This window comes from Mycobacterium lacus (genome assembly GCF_010731535.1).
Taxonomy (GTDB): domain Bacteria; phylum Actinomycetota; class Actinomycetes; order Mycobacteriales; family Mycobacteriaceae; genus Mycobacterium; species Mycobacterium lacus.
The window spans coordinates 3,916,806-3,933,272 of the sequence record NZ_AP022581.1 but is presented as its reverse complement, the minus strand read 5'-3'; the positions used below and the strand labels follow the sequence as shown (position 1 = coordinate 3,933,272).

Sequence of the window (16,467 nt, the reverse complement as noted above, 5' to 3'; positions counted from 1 at the left end):
GCGCTAGGCCGCCCAACCGACCTCCAGGAGGTCATCCGGTCGCGCCGCGACACGAGTGCCGAACCCGCGGCTGGCGTGCTCGATCGTCGCGCGCAGCCACCCGGTGTCGGTCGTTGAGGCCCGCTCGAGCCGCATCCTCCGCACGCGCAGCGGAATCATCCGCAGCGAGACCAGTTCGCCGCGGCGGGGATCGGTGCGGGTCAGATACAGCAGCCTGAGGTCGGCGCGAAACGATTCGTGCCCGCCGATGCCCTCGTAGTCATCGATGACGTCACCGCAGCCGTAGAGGATCGGTTTGCCGCGGTATACCTCGATCGGCCTGGGATGGTGCGAGGAGTGTCCGTGAACGATGTCGACTCCGGCGTCGATCAGCCGGTGCGCGAATGCGATGTCGCTTGGCGCGATCGCATAGCCCCAATTCGATCCCCAATGCAGCGAGACGATAGCGACATCGCCGTCGCGTTTGTGCGCCAGCAGGCCCGCCGCCACGTCGTCGACGCCGGCCCGCTGCGAAGGTTCCCGGATCAGCCACACCCCGGGCCGGTCGCGGTGCGCGGCCCAGGATTCGGGTACGCCGGCGGTCTTCATGGCGATCGAGCCGACAAGGACCCGGTGCCCATCATGCGCGTTGACCACCGCGGGGCGACGTGCTGTGGGCAGGTCGGCCCCCGCCCCGACGCCCTGGATCCCTGTCCGGGTGAGACCCGCCACGGTATCGGTCAGCCCCGAGTGGCCGAAGTCGAGAATGTGGTTATTCGCGAGGGCGCACACATCCGGCCGTAACGCGGTCAGCGCTGGCACGTTCTCCGGGTGCATCCGATAGCACACCGTTTTGCGCTCTGCGAATTCACCGCCGGAGGTGATCGTGGTCTCCAGGTTGATCAACCGGACATCGGGGGCTACCTCCTCGAGGAGCTGCAGCACCTCGCCCCAGGGCCACCGCCAATCGACCGGGCGCGGGATCGGCCCGTTCGCCTCCTCGGCGAGCCGGACGTACTCCCGCGCGTCACGCACATACGGCTCGCGGAGCTCCGGATCGCCGGGATGGGGCAGGATCTGATCCACGCCCCGCCCGAGCATGACGTCACCACCCAGCAGCACCGTCACCACATCCGGTTCACCGGCCATGTCACCCCCACATTCGATCGTTGCCGCGCACCATCCACCGCCTCCCTCAAGGATGCGCCCAAAAGTCATTGCCCGCGCGCAACATCCGTAGATATCGCCCACGTCGAATACCCTCCCAAAGGCGTTGCCGGACAATGTATTAGCGTTTGCGGGCGACGATCATCGGGGTGCGGGCGGCGGTTACCACGGCGCTGCCGGCCGAATCGGGCGGCATTCCGGCGAATCCGCCCCGACCGTGGCCGCCGACCACGACGGCCCGCAAGCTCACGACCACATAAGGCCCGCAACTTCTATGCCCGCGGCAAGGCGATCGCCGAACCCGTTTTCGGCCAATTGCACACCCTGCAAACGCCGAGCAGCGGCTGCTTCTCGGGTTGGATCAGGCCCGCGGCGAATGGCTACTGCTGGCAACCTGCCACAACCTGCGCAAACTGCACGCCCACGTCGGCGTCACCGGACTGGCCGCCCTAGCCTGGCGATCGGCTGACCCGTGCGTCGTTTCCCGGGCGCCTGACGAACGAGTCTGTATCCACGGCGTCCAAACTGCATCCACGGCGCCGCGATATCGCGACTCGTCGCACTCAGCGCAGAATGAACACCCCACTCATTTTTCACCGAATCCCGCGTGGCGGAGAGCGACACCGGTTCATCCAATACATGACCTTCGACTCTCGCCAATCGCGGCCCGGCCACACACACTGCACACCATGAGCACACCTGAGGACACCGCCCAGAGCTGGCGCGACATGGCCGACCGGCTCACCGCTGCGCAGATCGCCCAGCTCGATAGGCTCGAACGCGACGAACCGCAGGCGCTGTTAGAGATGGCGCGGCAGTGGGCGGTCAAGAACATGACCGCCGCGGCGTCATTCGAGGATGTGCCACCGCCCGCCGGCGCCGTGCGCACGTTCGCCTGGCAGCTTGACAGTAACTGGTTCCGCGACTTCGAGGGCACCACACGCCGCGGTAGGCGGGCCCGGGTTCAGATCTGCGGCCGCCAGCAGGCCGACGGCTCGGCGCGGCGGTGGATCGCCGTGCATGCCCGCTACTTGGACGCGCTTGACGTGGTGGGGGCCCGCGAATTGGCGGCAGCGCTGAACGAAGCGGCCGACGAGATCGAGCGGCTCGGTTGACCCGCTCAGGCCGCGACGCGGTTATCGCTCAGCGATGGGCATGAGCATGCGCGAGGACCGATTGCACCGATGCCATTCGCGATCGCGCCCGCTCGTCGGCGTGCTTTTGTTCGGCGGCGGTGACGATGACGGCATCCGGGCCGGGAAACACCGTTGCCTCGTGTCCAGTGGTCAGCCAACGCACGACGTATGGCGGCTTGCCGTCCACCCCGCGCACCTCGGTGATCAGCCCGCGCTGATCGGCTCGCTCCGTCGCGCTGCCCTTGATCACCAACCAATCACCCACGTCAGCCTTCATTGCCGGACTCCCCTCGCGCACCGAGTTACCAACCCGATCCGACCACCCCGCGGCGGACGGCTGTAGAGACGGAAGTCCCTCAACAGCGGGTCGTTTGGCGCGGATGCTGACGTCCGCCCACCGCTGCTTTACAGCGTGGCCACGCCCCGCAGGATGTCCGTTACCTCGCATACCGGCGTCCCGCAGGTCAGGCAGTGCGGCACGCCGTAGCGCGCAAGCCGTCTCACCTCCAGCATGACTTGGGCCTCCAGGCTCCACAGGCAGGCGACGCACAGTATGCCGACGGCGTTCCCGTACGGGTCTAGCCCGGGTGTGTTGCATGCGTCGACGGCATGCAGATGCACGGTGTGCGTCGCCCGGTTGGTGCATCCAGCGTCCGATTGGCAGGTGATGTCGTCCCAGTCGAGGGTCATGAGCGTGTCGGGGATCTCGTTGCCGGGCGCGCGGCTGCTCATGCGGCGCGCTGCTCGGCCAGATGACGAGATATGCTGACGAGGCGCCGAACCGGCGGCAGCCACGTCAGGTCGCTGCCGCATCTGGTGAGCTGGTCAAGCCCGCTGAGCAGCGATGTCGCCGGCGGCGAATCGACAATGATCCGTTCGTCGAGGACGCGTCCCTTGGATTCGATCGTCAGCCGGTGCCTGTCTTGCGGAAGGCCATACCCATCGACCGTGGTCACCGGATCGAATTCGGTGGTCAGTACCGTGTCACCAAACTGCACCTTGGCATACCGGTGCCGGGCTGGCGAATGAGTTATGCGTTGCCAGTGGCTGGGCAACCCCGGCGGGGCGCCCTGCCCGGAAAGATCTTTGGTGATCGTTGAGTACATGGACACGCGCGTCGGGCCAATCCAGCTGTGTTCCCGAAGACCCGTCACGGATCCACCGCTGTCTCGGGTCGCGGTGAAGCGGCTGTACTCCATCGGGCCGGTCAAATACTGCTGCCATGCCGCGCGGGGCAAAAGACCCTCGAGTACCGAGAGCATGTGGATCCACTCGTAGCCCAGGACGTGGTAATCAGTGTCGGAGACGTCACTGAACCGCCCGGTCGGATTGTCGAGCCTGTGGTCCCTGGTAAAGGCGATTTCGATACTGTCGGGACAGCGGCCACCCGCGTGCGGCATCGCGGCACGCAACAGCGACACCACCCGTGAGTGGCGGTACAGCTGATTCACCATCAGGCGCGCCTGCGGGTGTTCGGCCAGCAGGCCCCGAATCTCGTCGATCTCTTGGCTGGAAAATGCCGGCTTTTCCAGCATGATTCGCGCATTCGGTTGCCACCTGAAGACGCTTCGCAGCGTGGATAGATGATCCGCCGTGGGATTGCTCACCACCCACATATCGACGTCGGACCTTGTCCGGCAAGGGATTTCATCGATCGCATGCCACACTTGCACGTCGACCGGGTGCTCGGCGGGCTGGGGATCTACGACGCTGACCTTGAACCCGGCGCGCCGCAGTATGCCGGCATCTAACTTGCCGGTCGTTCCGTAGCCGACGACTGTGACGTGCATGGAGAAGCCCCGGTGATGAGCAGTGCGGTGGGTGCCCCGCCGCGGTGAGGACCACCCTTCCGTCGTGGTGGGGCCTGGTCCATCCACCGAACAGCCCCTAAGGGGATGAATTGCCATGTCCCCCAATCGGGGGACATGGCGCCTCAACGCGCGATGAGTCGCGGCCTAGCTCCAGTTCCACACCGACATGTCGCCGGGTGGGTAGTTGTTGCACACCTCGGTGGACTTGGCGACAACGCCCTTGTTGTTGAAGAAAATCTTGAAGTGGTTGGGCCAGGCGAACCACAGCGGATCGCCGCCGGACCCGAGGGGTGGATAAAAGTTCTCCGAATAATCCCTGCGCTCCGCCGGTGACAACGAGAAGAACCAGTGGATCTTGTCGATCGTCGCCTGCTGGACGTTCGGGTGGTTGTTGAAGTCGATCATGTACCGCTGGTAGTACACCGGGCTGGTATCGCGGGTGGCCGCCAGGATCTGCTCGGCGTCGCAGGTGGTCGCGATCATGCGGCGCGGGATGGGAAAGTCCTCCGTGGAATCGGCCGCCGCGGTCTTCGGGAAGGTCACAGCGGCGATGGTGAGAGCGACAAAAACAGCGCCTGCGCGCAGGGCGATATTCGGCCGAGACATGGTAGCTACCGTAACACTTTCGGGGTTCTCATGAGCGGTCGGGGACTGATTCATAGCCCACCTTACTATCGGTCGCCATCAGTAACGATCACGTGCGCGGGGTCGGGCCGCAGCTCCGGCGGCGCCTGGCTGTAGTCGCCGAATGGGCCGTCGCGGCGCTCGACCGCGGCCCGCACTCCCTGGGTCTGCGCGACCCGGATGAACTCGAGCGCGTCGGGTGTGTTGCGCATCAGGCCGTCGAGAATGCCGCCCAGCATCTGGGTGGTCGCCAGGCCCATGTTCTCGTAGGCCTGGTTGACGATCAGCTTCTGCGCCCGCAACTGCGACAACGGGATCTGCGCCAGCTCGGCGGCGATCTCGGCGACGCGGGCTTCGAGTCGCTCGAATGGCACCGCCTCGTTGATCAGCTCGACCTCGGCGGCCTGGACGCCGGTCAGTGGTCGGCCGGTCAGCGAGTGCCATTTGACCCGGGCAAGGCTCAACCGGTAGAGCCACATCCCGGTCAGATAGGCGCCCCACATCCGGCTATACGGCGTGCCGATCACGGCGTCGTTGCTGGCGATCACGATGTCCGCGCACAGCGCGTAGTCACTGGCGCCGCCGACGCACCAGCCGTGCACCTGCGCGATCACCGGTTTCGATGCCCGCCAGATGGCCATGAACTTCTGCGTCGGCCCGGTCTCGCGCGCGGTGACCATCGCGAAATCCTTGCCCGGATCCCACCGTCCGTCGGTCATCATCGCGTCGCCCCAGTGCTGAAAACCGCCGCCGAAGTCGTAGCCGCCGGAGAACGCGCGGCCGGCCCCGCGCAACACGATGACCCTGATATCCCGATCGCGCTCGGCCAGCCCGACGGCGGCCTCGATCTCGTCGGGCATGGGCGGGACGATCGTGTTGAGGTGCTCCGGGCGGTTGAGCGTGATCGTGGCGACCGGACCGGCGGTCGTGTACAACAGCGTTTGAAAGTCGGGTGTCCGCATGTTCAGCGACGATATCCGCGTTCATCCACCCGTGGCACCGGGGTCGAGGGCTTGCACCACGCCACCGGTGACACCGGCGATGAACAGTCGCCCGGTCACCGGGTCCACGCCCAGCGAGTAGGGATTCTGCACGGTGGGAATTCGGGCGACTTCTTGAGGGGTTGGCTCGCTCAGGCTGTAGCCGATGACGTCATTGGTCCCCGAGGAGGCGACCCATAGGCGCTCGCGAGTCGCGTCGTAGGCGATGCCGTACGGTCCGCCCGGCTGTGGTGCGCTGCCGATTTCGTGGGGCGCCGGTAGCGGATCGAACACCCTGACGGTGTCGCCCCGAGTGTCGGTGGCGATCATGCGGCCGTCCCGGTCGGCGACCAGATGCGTGGGGCCGGCGCCGGCCTGGGTCGAGCCGACGACGGTCAGCTTCTCGGCGTCGTAAATCGTCAACGTGTTTTTCCGCGCATCGACCACGCCAACGGTGTTGCCGAAAGCCGCCAGCCCGGCAGGCTGGACGGTGTCGTCGAAGACCTTCACCGTCTCGTCGCCGCGCAGAACGCTCACCGTGCCGTCGCGTTCGTTGCCGACGAACACGGTCCCGTTGGACGCCGCCGCGGCGTCGTGCGGAAAGGTGCCGGTCGGGATCGACGGCAACGCTTTTCCCCGTGATCCGGCCGTTAGTTCCACCCGCACCAGGGCGTTGGCGGATTCCACCGGCACCAGGACCGGGCCGCCGGGCGCGGCCAGCTTGAGGTGGCGAGCGGGCCCGGGCAGCGGAACCCGCGCCGTGATGGCTACCGATTCGATATTGATCAACACCAGTTCATTGGGGAACCGAGTGGCGACCGCGACGGTGCGGGTCACTTCGTCGACGGCGACGCCTTCCGGGTAGGTGCCGACCGCAACCATGCGCCCGGACGGCGTGATGGTCGGCGGCGGCGCGAACTGCGGTTCGGCCGCCGGGGGAAATGTCTTTGTTCCCTTCTGGCCGCTGCGACGACCGCATCCGACCAGCACCGCCGCGGCGCCGACAGCCGCAAGTTTCAGGTGATCGCGCCGGTTCATCGCCGCGGCGACAACATCCGGTGCAGGAAGGCGAAACTCAGTGCCGACGTGAACGCGGCCTGCTCGTTGTCGGCCGCACCGGCGTGCCCGCCCTCGATGTTCTCGTAGTACCAGACTCGATGGCCCGCGGCCTCTAGGGCCGCCGCCATCTTGCGGGCGTGGCCCGGGTGGACCCGATCGTCGCGGGTGGAGGTGGTGAATAGCACCGGCGGGTAGGGGCGATCAGCCGAAATGTTTTGGTACGGCGAGTATTCGGAGATGAACTCCCAATCGGTCGGGTTGTCCGGATCGCCATACTCGGCCATCCACGACGCCCCGGCCAGCAACAGGTGATAGCGCCTCATGTCCAGCAGGGGCACGTCGCAGACCAGCGCGCCGAACTTCTCCGGGTACATGGTCAACATGATGCCCATCAGCAGCCCGCCGTTGCTGCCGCCCCGGGCGCCCAGCTGGTCGACGGTGGTTATGCCGCGGTGCACCAAATCGCTGGCCACGGCGACGAAGTCCTCGGCCACCTTGTGGCGGCCCTCGCGCATCGCCTGCGTGTGCCAGCCGGGCCCGTACTCGCCGCCACCCCGGATATTGGCCAGCACGTAGGTGCCGCCGCGGGCGAGCCACAGCCGGCCCAGCACGCCCGCGTACGCCGGCGTGTTGGACGTCTCGAAGCCGCCGTAGCCGCTCAGCAGCGTCGGGCCGGGCCCAGCCGAGTCGGCGGGCCGCACCACGAAGTAGGGGATCGATGTACCGTCCTCGGACGCCACGAAATACTGTGCCACGGTAATGTTTTCGGCGTCGAAGAACTCCGGCGCCGCCTTGATCTGGTCCAGCTGCCCGGTGCCAGTGCCACGCAGCAGCCGTGACGGCACGTCGAATCCGCTGGAGTCGAGAAAGAACTCGTCGCCGACGTCGTCGGCGGCGACGATCACGGTGTTGGTTGCCGCTGGGATACCCGACATCGGCTCGCGCTGCCAGTTGCCCGGTGACGATCGCAAGCCCGGCAAAGCGGGGCGCTGGGGGTATTTCCCGCCTGCGGGGGACGGGTCATCACCCAACGAGCCGAGGGTGACGATTTCGACACGGCTGGCCACGTCGGCCAGGGTAACGACCAGTAGCCGGTCTTTGGTAAACGCGTACTGGTGCAGCGCGGTGCGCTCGTCGGGTTCGAAGACCACGACCAATTCCGCTGTGCCGGCGAGGAATTCGTCGTAGTCAGCGGCCAGCAGCGAGCCGGCGGTGTAGGTCTTGGGGTCGAAGGGCGTGCCCCTGGACCAATCGCTGCGCAGCTCGATCAGCAGCCACTCGCGGTGCACCGACACGCTGGCGTCGGTGGGTGCGTCGATCCGAATCAACTCCGAGCCGCGCAGTTCGTAGACCTCGTCGTTCCAGAAGTCGAGGGCGCGCAGCAGCAGGGTCCGCTCGAAGCCGGGCGTCCGGTCCACGGACGCCACGACGCGGACGTCGGCGCTGGTCCCCTCGAAGACCGTTTCCGCGTCGGTCAGCGGTGTGCCGCGCCGCCATCGCTTGACGATCCTCGGGTAGCCGGATTCGGTGAGCGAGCCGGCGCCGAAGTCGGTGCCCACCAGCACGGTGTCCGGGTCGGCCCAGCTGACCTGCGACTTGGCCTCCGGCAGCCGGAACCCGTCGGCGACGAATTCGCGTGTCCGCATGTCGAATTCACGCAGGATACTTGCGTCCGAGCCACCCCGGGAGAGCCAGACCAGAGCACGTGTGTGATCCGGTTCGATGACATCCGCGCCGGCCCACACCCACTTTTGATTGTCGGCTCGGCCAAGTTCATCAACGTCGATCAGCACGTCCCAGTCGGGGGCGTCGGTGCGGTAGCTGTCCAGCGTGGTGCGCCGCCACAGGCCGCGCGGGTGGGCGGCGTCGCGCCAGAAGTTGTAAAGGTATTCGCCGCGGCGGCGCACGTAAGGGATCCGGGCGTCGGTGTCGAGCACCTCGAGCGCCTCGGTGCGCATGCGCTCGAATTCCGCATCGCACAGCTGTCCCAGCGTCGGTTCGTTGTGCGCGCGCACCCAATCCAACGCCTCCGCACCCGTGACGTCCTCGAGCCACAGGTAGGGATCACCGCTATCGTCGTGCGCTTCGGCCGCGTGAGAAGTCGTGGATGCCATGGAAAACAATTGTGGTCCCCGGCGGTAGTGTGAGTTGTATTACACGATCGAAAGAGGAGCCGAGCCGATGACTGTCTTTGCACGTCCGGGTTCCGCTGGGGCGCTGATGTCGTATGAATCCCGGTACGACAACTTCGTCGGGGGGGAGTGGGTCGCGCCCGTTCACGGCCGCTATTTCGAAAATCCGACGCCGGTGACCGGCCAGCCATTCTGTGAGGTGCCCCGCTCCGACGAGGCCGACGTCGAAAAAGCGCTCGACGCCGCGCACGCCGCCGCCCCCGCTTGGGGCAGGACCACCCCGAGCGAGCGGGCGGCGATCCTGACCAAGGTCGCGGACCGCATCCAGGAAAACACCGCCGCGCTGGCGCTGGCCGAAGTCTGGGACAACGGCAAACCGATCCGCGAGGCGCTGGCCGCCGACATCCCGCTGGCGGCTGACCACTTTCGGTATTTCGCCGCCGCGATCCGCGCCCAGGAGGGCTCGCTGAGCCAGATCGACGAGGACACCGTCGCCTACCACTTCCACGAGCCGCTCGGCGTGGTGGGGCAGATCATCCCGTGGAACTTCCCGATCCTGATGTGCGCCTGGAAACTGGCGCCGGCCCTGGCGGCGGGCAACACGGTGGTGCTCAAGCCCGCCGAGCAGACGCCGGCGTCGGTGCTCTACTTGATGTCGCTGATCGGCGATCTGTTGCCGGCGGGGGTGGTCAACATCGTCAACGGCTTCGGCGCCGAGGCCGGCAAGCCGCTGGCATCCAGCGACCGGATCGCCAAGGTCGCGTTCACCGGGGAAACCACCACGGGGCGACTGATCATGCAATACGCCTCGCACAACCTGATCCCGGTCACCCTGGAACTTGGCGGCAAGAGCCCCAATATCTTCTTCTCCGACGTGCTGGCCGCTCACGACGATTTCCAGGACAAGGCGCTGGAGGGGTTCACCATGTTCGCCCTCAATCAGGGCGAGGTGTGCACGTGCCCGTCGCGCAGCCTGATCCAGGCCGACATCTATGACGAGTTCCTGGAGCTGGCGGCGATCCGGACCAAGGCGGTCCGGCAGGGCGATCCGCTGGACACCGAGACCATGCTGGGTTCTCAGGCCTCCAACGACCAGCTGCAAAAGGTGTTGTCCTACATCGAAATTGGCAAGGGCGAGGGGGCCAAGATCATCACCGGCGGCGAGCGCGCCGAACTCGGCGGCGACCTGTCCGGCGGCTACTACATGCAGCCGACGATCTTTTCCGGCACCAACAAGATGCGGATCTTCCAGGAGGAGATCTTCGGGCCGGTGGTGGCGGTGACCTCGTTCCGTGACTACGCCGATGCGATCGGCATCGCCAACGACACCCTCTACGGCCTGGGCGCGGGTGTGTGGAGCCGCGACGGCAACACCGCCTACCGGGCCGGCCGGGATATCCAGGCGGGCCGCGTGTGGGTGAACTGCTACCACGTGTATCCGTCACATGCGGCGTTCGGTGGCTATAAGCAGTCTGGTTTCGGCCGGGAGGGCCACAAGATGGCGCTAGAGCACTATCAGCGGATCAAGAACCTGATGGTGTCCTACTCGGACAAGGCGCTGGGATTCTTCTGATGACCGGGCGGCAGAGCGCCCCTCCCGGGGTGCTCATCACCGCCGCCGCGGCCGCGTTGCTGGCCCGACTGCAGGACCGACACGGTCCGGTGTTGTTTCACCAATCCGGCGGCTGCTGCGACGGGTCGTCGCCGATGTGCTATCCGCGTGCCGATTTCCTCATCGGTGACCGCGACGTCCTGCTCGGCGTGCTGGACGTGGGGACCGACGGGGTGCCGGTGTGGATCTCCGGTCCGCAGTACCAGGCCCACTATCGGGGAGCCCAGCCCACCCAGCTGGTCATCGATGTGGTGCCGGGGCGCGGCGGCGGGTTCAGCCTGGAGGCACCCGAGGGGGTGCGGTTTCTCAGTCGCGGTCGGGTGTTCAGCGAGGACGAGAGAGCGCTGCTGCGGGCCGTGCCGGTGATCACCGGCGCCGACTACGAGCGCGGTAAACGCCCTTCGGTACGGGGCCATGTCGTCGCTGACAACGCGCCGGGAGGGTGCCCGGTCACTCGGCCGTAACCGCAGTAAGGTCGTACACCGTGATCCCGCTACCCCGATCATGGCTGTTGACCAGCGCCATGCTGGTGGGTAATGCGGTCGGCTTGTTGGTGGGGGTCGGCGCCACCGTGCTTGTCCATGAACGGCTCCGGCCCGACGTCGTCATGGCGCTGGTGGTCGGGATTCCCAGCGTGGTCGGGCTGCTGGTCATCCTATTTTCCGGGCGTCGATGGGTAACGATGCTGGGCGCGTTCATCCTCGCGCTGGCGCCGGGTTGGTTCGGGGTGCTCGTTGCGATCCAGGTGGCCTCTGGTGGCTGACAAAGGGGTTGACCAAGACCGCGAATCGGCGCCCGGTACCGAGCCCTTCGTGCCGGATTGGGATGACACGGGCCCGCGGCCCTCGCTGACGTTGAGCGGACGTGAACAGGAGGCGGCTCAGGCGCCCTCGACGGCCGAGACGGCCGCGGCCCCGGTCGCGGTGCCCGGCCGGTACCAGTATGTGAAGTGGTGGAAACTGCTGCTGGTGGTCCTTGGCGTGTGGCTCGCCGCCGCCGAGGTCGGGCTGATCCTGTTTTATTGGTGGTATCACACGCTCGACAAGACGGCGGCCGTGTACGTCGTCCTGGTCTACGTCGTCGCGTGCAGCGTGGCCGGCCTGATGCTGTCGATGGTGCAGGGCAGGCCGCTGATCACGGCGTTGTCGATCGGGGTGATGTCGGGGCCGTTTGCCTCCCTGGCCGCCGCGGCTCCGCTCTACGGCTATTACTACTGCGAGCGAATGGGTCACTGTCTGGTCGGCGTCATTCCGTATTGAAGGGCTGACTAGCCGTACCGAGGCCCGTTCCCGTTAGTGTGGTGGCCGTGACTCACTATGACGTCGTCGTTCTCGGAGCCGGTCCCGGTGGATATGTCGCAGCGATTCGAGCCGCACAGCTTGGTCTGAACACCGCAATAGTCGAATCGAAATATTGGGGCGGGGTCTGCCTTAACGTCGGCTGCATTCCGTCCAAGGCCCTGCTGCGCAACGCCGAACTCGTGCACATCTTCACCAAGGACGCCAAGACCTTTGGCATCAGCGGCGAGGCGAGCTTCGACTACGGGATCGCCTTCGACCGCAGCCGCAAGGTGGCCGAGGGCCGCGTCGCCGGTGTGCACTTCCTGATGAAGAAGAACAAGATCACCGAGATCCACGGTTACGGCCGATTCACCGACGCCAATACGTTGTCGGTGGAGCTCAACGATGGCGGTACCGAAACGGTCACGTTCGACAACGCCATCATCGCGACCGGCAGCAGCACCCGGCTGGTCCCCGGCACGTCGCTGTCGACGAATGTGGTCACCTACGAGGAACAGATCCTGTCCCGCGAACTGCCGGACTCGATCATCATCGCCGGAGCCGGCGCCATCGGCATGGAGTTCGGTTACGTCCTGAAGAACTACGGCGTCGACGTCACCATCGTGGAGTTCCTGCCGCGCGCACTGCCCAACGAGGACGCCGAGGTGTCCAAGGAGATCGAGAAGCAGTTCAAGAAGCTGGGCGTCAAGATCCTCACCGGAACGAAGGTCGAGTCCATCGCTGACGACGGTTCGCAGGTCACGGTGACGGTCAGCAAGGACGGCCAGTCGGAGGAGCTCAAGGCCGCGAAGGTGTTGCAGGCCATCGGATTTGCGGCCAACGTCGAGGGCTACGGGCTGGAGAAGGCCGGCGTCGAGCTGACCGACCGCAACGCGATCGGCATCAACGACTACATGCGCACCAACGTCGGCCACATCTACGCCATCGGCGACGTCACCGGGCTGGCAATGCTGGCGCATGTCGCCGAGGCCATGGGCGTGGTGGCGGCCGAAACCATCGCCGGCGCAGAGACTTTGGCCCTGGGCGACTACCGCATGTTGCCCCGCGCGACGTTTTGTCAGCCGCAGGTCGCTAGCTTCGGGCTCACCGAGCAGCAGGCCCGCGACGAAGGGTACGAGGTCCTGGTCGCGAAATTCCCGTTCACCGCCAACGGCAAGGCGCACGGCCTGGGCGACCCCAGCGGTTTCGTCAAGCTGGTGGCCGACGCCAACCACGGCGAGCTGCTCGGCGGGCACCTGATCGGCCACGACGTGTCCGAGCTGCTGCCCGAGCTCACGTTGGCGCAAAAGTGGGACCTGACGGCCAACGAGCTGGCCCGCAATGTGCACACGCATCCGACGATGTCCGAGGCGCTGCAGGAGTGCTTCCACGGCCTGACCGGCCACATGATCAATTTCTGAGTGGCCCATGGCTCGCGCCGAAAGCGTTGTGGGTGCCATCGGCGGTGTGGCCACCGGCTACGTCGTGTGGCTGGTGGCGATCTCGATCGGCGATGACCTCGCGACGGTGAGTGTGTGGAGTCCGACGGTGCTGATGCTGGCGGGCGTGCTGGCGATCGCCGCCGGGGTGTGGGGCTGGTGGCTGCGCCTGCGCGGCAACCACCTCTGGGCGGCGTTTGCCCTCGGCCTGCCCATTCTGCCCGTGGTGCTCACGTTGGCCGTGCTGGCCGACATCTACCTATGACCGGGGTTGTCCAACGGGATCTCCAGGGCGGTTATCGTCGCGGCGAGCCCGTCGTATTGGCTTGCCAGCATGCAGAATTCGATCAGCTGACGCCGGTCGAGGTGGGTGGCCAGCCGCTGCCAGGTACCGTCGCTGATCGACCGGTCCTTGACGAACTCGTCAGTCGCCCGCAACAGCGCCTCTTGTCGGGCGCTCAACACTCGCCGGGGCCCTGGACCGTCCGGAACGTCGGGCCAGGCGAAGATCGCGGCCTGCATGTTCGCATCGAGCCCCCGGCTGCGCGCCATCCGGCGATGATGCTGCAGTTCGTATTCGCAGGCGCGCAAGTGCGCGACCCGCAGGATCACCAACTCGGTATCGACTCGTGGCAGCCGCCCGCGCAGCAGTCGGCCGCCGTACACCAGCCAGGCCCAGAACAGCAGCTGGCGGTATCCCAGGGTGGTGAAGAGATGCATCTCCGGCGCCCCGACGGTGCGCGCGCCCAGCTTGGCCAGCACCCAGTTGACCGGCCCCAGCTGGCGGAACCCGCCCGGCGGGACACGGCCGACGGGGCCGGATTGGCTGCCGCTCACGCCTGCTTCACCAGGTAGGGCGACACCGTGCTGCGATGTTCGTCGAGATCGAGGGCGCGCCCCAGCGCGGGGAAGGCCCGCTGTGGACAGTTGTCGCGTTCGCAGACCCGGCAACCCGCGCCGATCGGTGTGGCTGCAAGGTTCCGGTCCCCCGACAAGTCGAGTCCTTCCGAGTAGACGAGCCGGTGAGCGTGGCGGAGTTCGCAGCCCAGCCCGATCGCGAAGGTCTTACCGGGCTGACCATACCGGGCCGCGCGGCGCTCGACGGTACGGGCCACCCACATGTAGTTGCGGCCGTCGGGCATCTCGGCGATCTGAACCAGGATCTTGCCCGGGTTGGCGAACGTTTCGTAGACGTTCCACAAAGGGCAGGTGCCGCCGTGTGAGGAGAAGTGAAAACCCGTGGCGGACTGGCGTTTTGACATGTTGCCGGCTCGGTCGACCCGGACGAACGAGAACGGTACACCGCGCATCGACGGCCGCTGCAGCGTCGACAGCCGGTGCGCGATGGTCTCGTAGCTCACCGAGTAGAACGCGGACAGCCGCTCGATGTCGTAGCGGAAGTTCTCCGCGACGTCGTGGAACTGGCGGTACGGCAGCACGGCTGCCGCGGCGAAGTAGTTGGCGAGTCCGAGCCGGGCCAGCGTGTGCGACTCCCGGCTGGTGAACTTGCCGTCTTCGACCATGCGGTCGATCAGGTCGCCGAACTCGAGATACGCCAACTCGGCGGCCATCTTGAATACCTGCTGACCCGAGGACAGGTGATTGCTGATTTCCAGCGTCTTGGTCTTGGGGTCGTAGCGGTGTAGCACCGTGTCGCCGAGGTCGATCCTTCTGTTGATGCGGACCCCGTGTACCTCGGTGAGCCGCCGGGTCAACTCGCGGGCCAGGTCGCCGTGATGCAGCCGCATCTGGATCGTCAAGTCTTCGGCGGCGGTGTCCAATTCGTGCAGGTAGTTCTGCCGTTGATAGAAATAGTCACGTACTTCCTCGTGGGGCATGGTGATCGACCCGCTGCCGCTGCCGTCGGAATACCGTTCCTCGGTGGCGGCGGCCAGCTGTGCGGTGGTGATTCGGTAACGCCGGTGCAGATTGACCACCGCGCGCGCAAAGGCGGGATGAGCCCCAACCAATTCGGCCACTTCGGTTGGGTCGACGTCGATATCCAGATCGCGGTCCATCGTCACCTCGCGGAGCTCGGCGACCAGCCGGGTGTCGTCCTGAGAGGCGAAGAAGGTGGCATCCACCCCGAACACCTCGGTGATCCGCAGCAGCACGGCCACCGTCAGCGGGCGGACATCGTGCTCGATCTGATTGAGGTAGCTCGGTGAGATCTCGAGCATCTGCGCCAGCGCGGCCTGGCTGAACCCGCGCTCGTTGCGCAGCTGACGCACCCGGGAGCCGACGAACGTCTTGGACACTCAACTGAGCGTACGCGCGGCTGTGAAGGCACGGTTAGCAGAGTTGGCATGGCCCGGCGATTGGTGTTTCGGGGACGTCATTGGCATGATTCGCACCGAAAGCCTGGGTCAACCTGGGAGGCGGACGAGGAGGAAACGGGGAGCGAAGCCGTGAGCCTGGACAAAGAGCTGATGCCGGTACCGGACGGTCACCCCGATGTATTCGACCGCGAATGGCCGCTGCGCGTGGGGGACATCGACCGCACGGGCCGCCTGCGGTTGGACGCCGCCTGCCGCCACATCCAGGACATCGGCCAGGACCAGCTGCGCGAGATGGGTTTCGAGGACACCCACCCGCTGTGGATCGTCCGGCGCACGATGGTCGACCTGATCCGACCGATCGAATTCCAGGACATGCTTCGGCTGCGGCGGTGGTGTTCCGGCACCTCGAACCGGTGGTGTGAGATGCGCGTCCGCGTCGATGGACGCAAGGGAGGTCTGATCGAATCCGAGGCCTTCTGGATCAACATCAACCGGGAGACCCAGATGCCGTCACGCATCGCCGACAACTTCCTGGAGGGCCTGCACAGGACGACTTCGGTTGATCGGCTGCGGTGGAAGGGCTACCTGAAGGCGGGCAGCCGTGACGATGCGACGGAAATCCACGAGTTCCCGGTTCGCGTCACCGACATCGACCTGTTCGACCACATGAACAACTCGGTGTATTGGAGCGTCGTCGAGGATTATCTGGCGTCCCACACCGAGCTGTTGCAGGCGCCATTGCGGGTGACCATCGAGCACGAGGCGCCGGTCGCGCTCGGCGACAAGCTGGAGATCATCTCGCACATTCATCCGGCCGGATCTACCGATCAATTCGGCTCTGGACTGGTTGACCGGCCTGTTACAACGCTCACATACGCGGTCGGCGACGAGACGAAAGCCGTCGCTTCGCTGTTCAACATCTAACGGGACAAGTGTCCCGGTAAATTGCGGGTTTACCTGCACATTCTG

The 16,467-nt window shown here is 66.1% G+C and carries 18 protein-coding genes and 1 pseudogene; 8 read left to right on the top strand and 11 right to left on the bottom strand.

Annotation, left to right across the window (positions count from 1 at the left end):
- Positions 1-3: 3 nt before the first annotated feature.
- A complete protein-coding gene (locus G6N24_RS18170; RefSeq protein ID WP_085157961.1) occupies positions 4-1,128 on the bottom strand; it encodes a CapA family protein in 1,125 nt (374 codons plus the stop codon).
- A 139-nt stretch (positions 1,129-1,267) separates the two neighbouring features.
- Positions 1,268-1,393: pseudogene (locus tag G6N24_RS24880) on the bottom strand (universal stress protein); the annotation flags it as partial.
- Between the two features lie 442 nt (positions 1,394-1,835).
- Here G6N24_RS24880 and G6N24_RS18165 point away from each other — a divergent pair.
- Positions 1,836-2,261, top strand: a complete 426-nt coding sequence (locus G6N24_RS18165; protein WP_085157963.1) for a hypothetical protein — start codon at positions 1,836-1,838, stop codon at positions 2,259-2,261.
- 28 nt (positions 2,262-2,289) lie between these two features.
- Here G6N24_RS18165 and G6N24_RS18160 read toward each other — a convergent pair whose 3' ends face one another.
- From G6N24_RS18160 to G6N24_RS18130, 7 genes are all read right to left on the bottom strand, one after another.
- Complete coding sequence (locus tag G6N24_RS18160; protein ID WP_085157965.1) at positions 2,290-2,559, bottom strand: DUF1918 domain-containing protein; 270 nt, start codon at positions 2,557-2,559, stop codon at positions 2,290-2,292.
- 128 nt (positions 2,560-2,687) lie between these two features.
- Complete coding sequence (locus G6N24_RS18155; protein WP_085157967.1) at positions 2,688-3,014, bottom strand: hypothetical protein; 327 nt, start codon at positions 3,012-3,014, stop codon at positions 2,688-2,690.
- On the bottom strand, positions 3,011-4,072 hold the full coding sequence (locus tag G6N24_RS18150) for a Gfo/Idh/MocA family oxidoreductase (protein WP_085157969.1): 1,062 nt from the start codon (positions 4,070-4,072) through the stop codon (positions 3,011-3,013). The genes G6N24_RS18155 and G6N24_RS18150 overlap by 4 nt, the downstream gene beginning before the upstream one ends.
- A gap of 165 nt (positions 4,073-4,237) precedes the next feature.
- Entirely contained in the window at positions 4,238-4,699 is a 462-nt protein-coding gene (locus G6N24_RS18145) for a DUF5078 domain-containing protein (protein ID WP_085157972.1), read from the bottom strand.
- Between the two features lie 65 nt (positions 4,700-4,764).
- Complete coding sequence (locus G6N24_RS18140; protein ID WP_085157974.1) at positions 4,765-5,679, bottom strand: crotonase/enoyl-CoA hydratase family protein; 915 nt, start codon at positions 5,677-5,679, stop codon at positions 4,765-4,767.
- A gap of 21 nt (positions 5,680-5,700) precedes the next feature.
- Positions 5,701-6,735 carry a YncE family protein gene (locus G6N24_RS18135; protein ID WP_085157976.1) on the bottom strand — a complete coding sequence of 345 codons (1,035 nt, stop codon included), beginning with the start codon at positions 6,733-6,735 and terminating at the stop codon, positions 5,701-5,703.
- Positions 6,732-8,870, bottom strand: a complete 2,139-nt coding sequence (locus G6N24_RS18130) for a prolyl oligopeptidase family serine peptidase (protein WP_085157978.1) — start codon at positions 8,868-8,870, stop codon at positions 6,732-6,734. The genes G6N24_RS18135 and G6N24_RS18130 overlap by 4 nt, the downstream gene beginning before the upstream one ends.
- A gap of 67 nt (positions 8,871-8,937) precedes the next feature.
- Between G6N24_RS18130 and exaC the strand changes: the two genes are divergently transcribed.
- The 6 genes from exaC to G6N24_RS18100 are packed head-to-tail and all read left to right on the top strand — an operon-like array spanning position 8,938 to position 13,484.
- Complete coding sequence (gene exaC / locus G6N24_RS18125; protein WP_085157980.1) at positions 8,938-10,461, top strand: acetaldehyde dehydrogenase ExaC; 1,524 nt, start codon at positions 8,938-8,940, stop codon at positions 10,459-10,461.
- On the top strand, positions 10,461-10,964 hold the full coding sequence (locus G6N24_RS18120) for a DUF779 domain-containing protein (protein WP_085157982.1): 504 nt from the start codon (positions 10,461-10,463) through the stop codon (positions 10,962-10,964). Before exaC ends, G6N24_RS18120 begins: the two co-directional genes overlap by 1 nt.
- 20 nt (positions 10,965-10,984) lie before the next feature.
- Positions 10,985-11,263 carry a putative holin gene (locus G6N24_RS18115; RefSeq protein WP_179963445.1) on the top strand — a complete coding sequence of 93 codons (279 nt, stop codon included), beginning with the start codon at positions 10,985-10,987 and terminating at the stop codon, positions 11,261-11,263.
- Complete coding sequence (locus tag G6N24_RS18110) at positions 11,256-11,759, top strand: hypothetical protein (RefSeq protein ID WP_085157986.1); 504 nt, start codon at positions 11,256-11,258, stop codon at positions 11,757-11,759. The genes G6N24_RS18115 and G6N24_RS18110 overlap by 8 nt, the downstream gene beginning before the upstream one ends.
- A gap of 47 nt (positions 11,760-11,806) precedes the next feature.
- Positions 11,807-13,201, top strand: a complete 1,395-nt coding sequence (gene lpdA, locus G6N24_RS18105; RefSeq protein ID WP_085158051.1) for a dihydrolipoyl dehydrogenase — start codon at positions 11,807-11,809, stop codon at positions 13,199-13,201.
- A 7-nt stretch (positions 13,202-13,208) separates the two neighbouring features.
- On the top strand, positions 13,209-13,484 hold the full coding sequence (locus tag G6N24_RS18100) for a hypothetical protein (RefSeq protein ID WP_085157988.1): 276 nt from the start codon (positions 13,209-13,211) through the stop codon (positions 13,482-13,484).
- On the opposite strand, the gene G6N24_RS18095 is transcribed toward G6N24_RS18100, so the two are convergent.
- Together G6N24_RS18095 and ramB are read right to left on the bottom strand one after the other, a co-directional pair.
- On the bottom strand, positions 13,475-14,056 hold the full coding sequence (locus G6N24_RS18095; RefSeq protein WP_085157990.1) for a carboxymuconolactone decarboxylase family protein: 582 nt from the start codon (positions 14,054-14,056) through the stop codon (positions 13,475-13,477). The genes G6N24_RS18100 and G6N24_RS18095 overlap by 10 nt on opposite strands.
- Positions 14,053-15,477, bottom strand: a complete 1,425-nt coding sequence (ramB, locus tag G6N24_RS18090; protein WP_085157992.1) for an acetate metabolism transcriptional regulator RamB — start codon at positions 15,475-15,477, stop codon at positions 14,053-14,055. Before ramB ends, G6N24_RS18095 begins: the two co-directional genes overlap by 4 nt.
- Positions 15,478-15,627: 150 nt before the next feature.
- On the opposite strand from ramB, the gene G6N24_RS18085 reads away from it, so the two are divergent.
- Positions 15,628-16,422, top strand: a complete 795-nt coding sequence (locus tag G6N24_RS18085) for an acyl-[acyl-carrier-protein] thioesterase (protein ID WP_085157994.1) — start codon at positions 15,628-15,630, stop codon at positions 16,420-16,422.
- Positions 16,423-16,467: the final 45 nt, after the last annotated feature.

Bases quoted from the DNA above. Each gene is read 5' to 3' on its own strand.
- G6N24_RS18170 (WP_085157961.1), bottom strand. From the start codon at position 1,128: ATGGCCGGTGAACCGGATGTGGTGACGGTGCTGCTGGGTGGTGACGTC.
- G6N24_RS18165 (WP_085157963.1), top strand. From the start codon at position 1,836: ATGAGCACACCTGAGGACACCGCCCAGAGCTGGCGCGACATGGCCGAC.
- G6N24_RS18160 (WP_085157965.1), bottom strand. From the start codon at position 2,559: ATGAAGGCTGACGTGGGTGATTGGTTGGTGATCAAGGGCAGCGCGACG.
- G6N24_RS18155 (WP_085157967.1), bottom strand. From the start codon at position 3,014: ATGAGCAGCCGCGCGCCCGGCAACGAGATCCCCGACACGCTCATGACC.
- G6N24_RS18150 (WP_085157969.1), bottom strand. From the start codon at position 4,072: ATGCACGTCACAGTCGTCGGCTACGGAACGACCGGCAAGTTAGATGCC.
- G6N24_RS18145 (WP_085157972.1), bottom strand. From the start codon at position 4,699: ATGTCTCGGCCGAATATCGCCCTGCGCGCAGGCGCTGTTTTTGTCGCT.
- G6N24_RS18140 (WP_085157974.1), bottom strand. From the start codon at position 5,679: ATGCGGACACCCGACTTTCAAACGCTGTTGTACACGACCGCCGGTCCG.
- G6N24_RS18135 (WP_085157976.1), bottom strand. From the start codon at position 6,735: ATGAACCGGCGCGATCACCTGAAACTTGCGGCTGTCGGCGCCGCGGCG.
- G6N24_RS18130 (WP_085157978.1), bottom strand. From the start codon at position 8,870: ATGGCATCCACGACTTCTCACGCGGCCGAAGCGCACGACGATAGCGGT.
- exaC (WP_085157980.1), top strand. From the start codon at position 8,938: ATGACTGTCTTTGCACGTCCGGGTTCCGCTGGGGCGCTGATGTCGTAT.
- G6N24_RS18120 (WP_085157982.1), top strand. From the start codon at position 10,461: ATGACCGGGCGGCAGAGCGCCCCTCCCGGGGTGCTCATCACCGCCGCC.
- G6N24_RS18100 (WP_085157988.1), top strand. From the start codon at position 13,209: ATGGCTCGCGCCGAAAGCGTTGTGGGTGCCATCGGCGGTGTGGCCACC.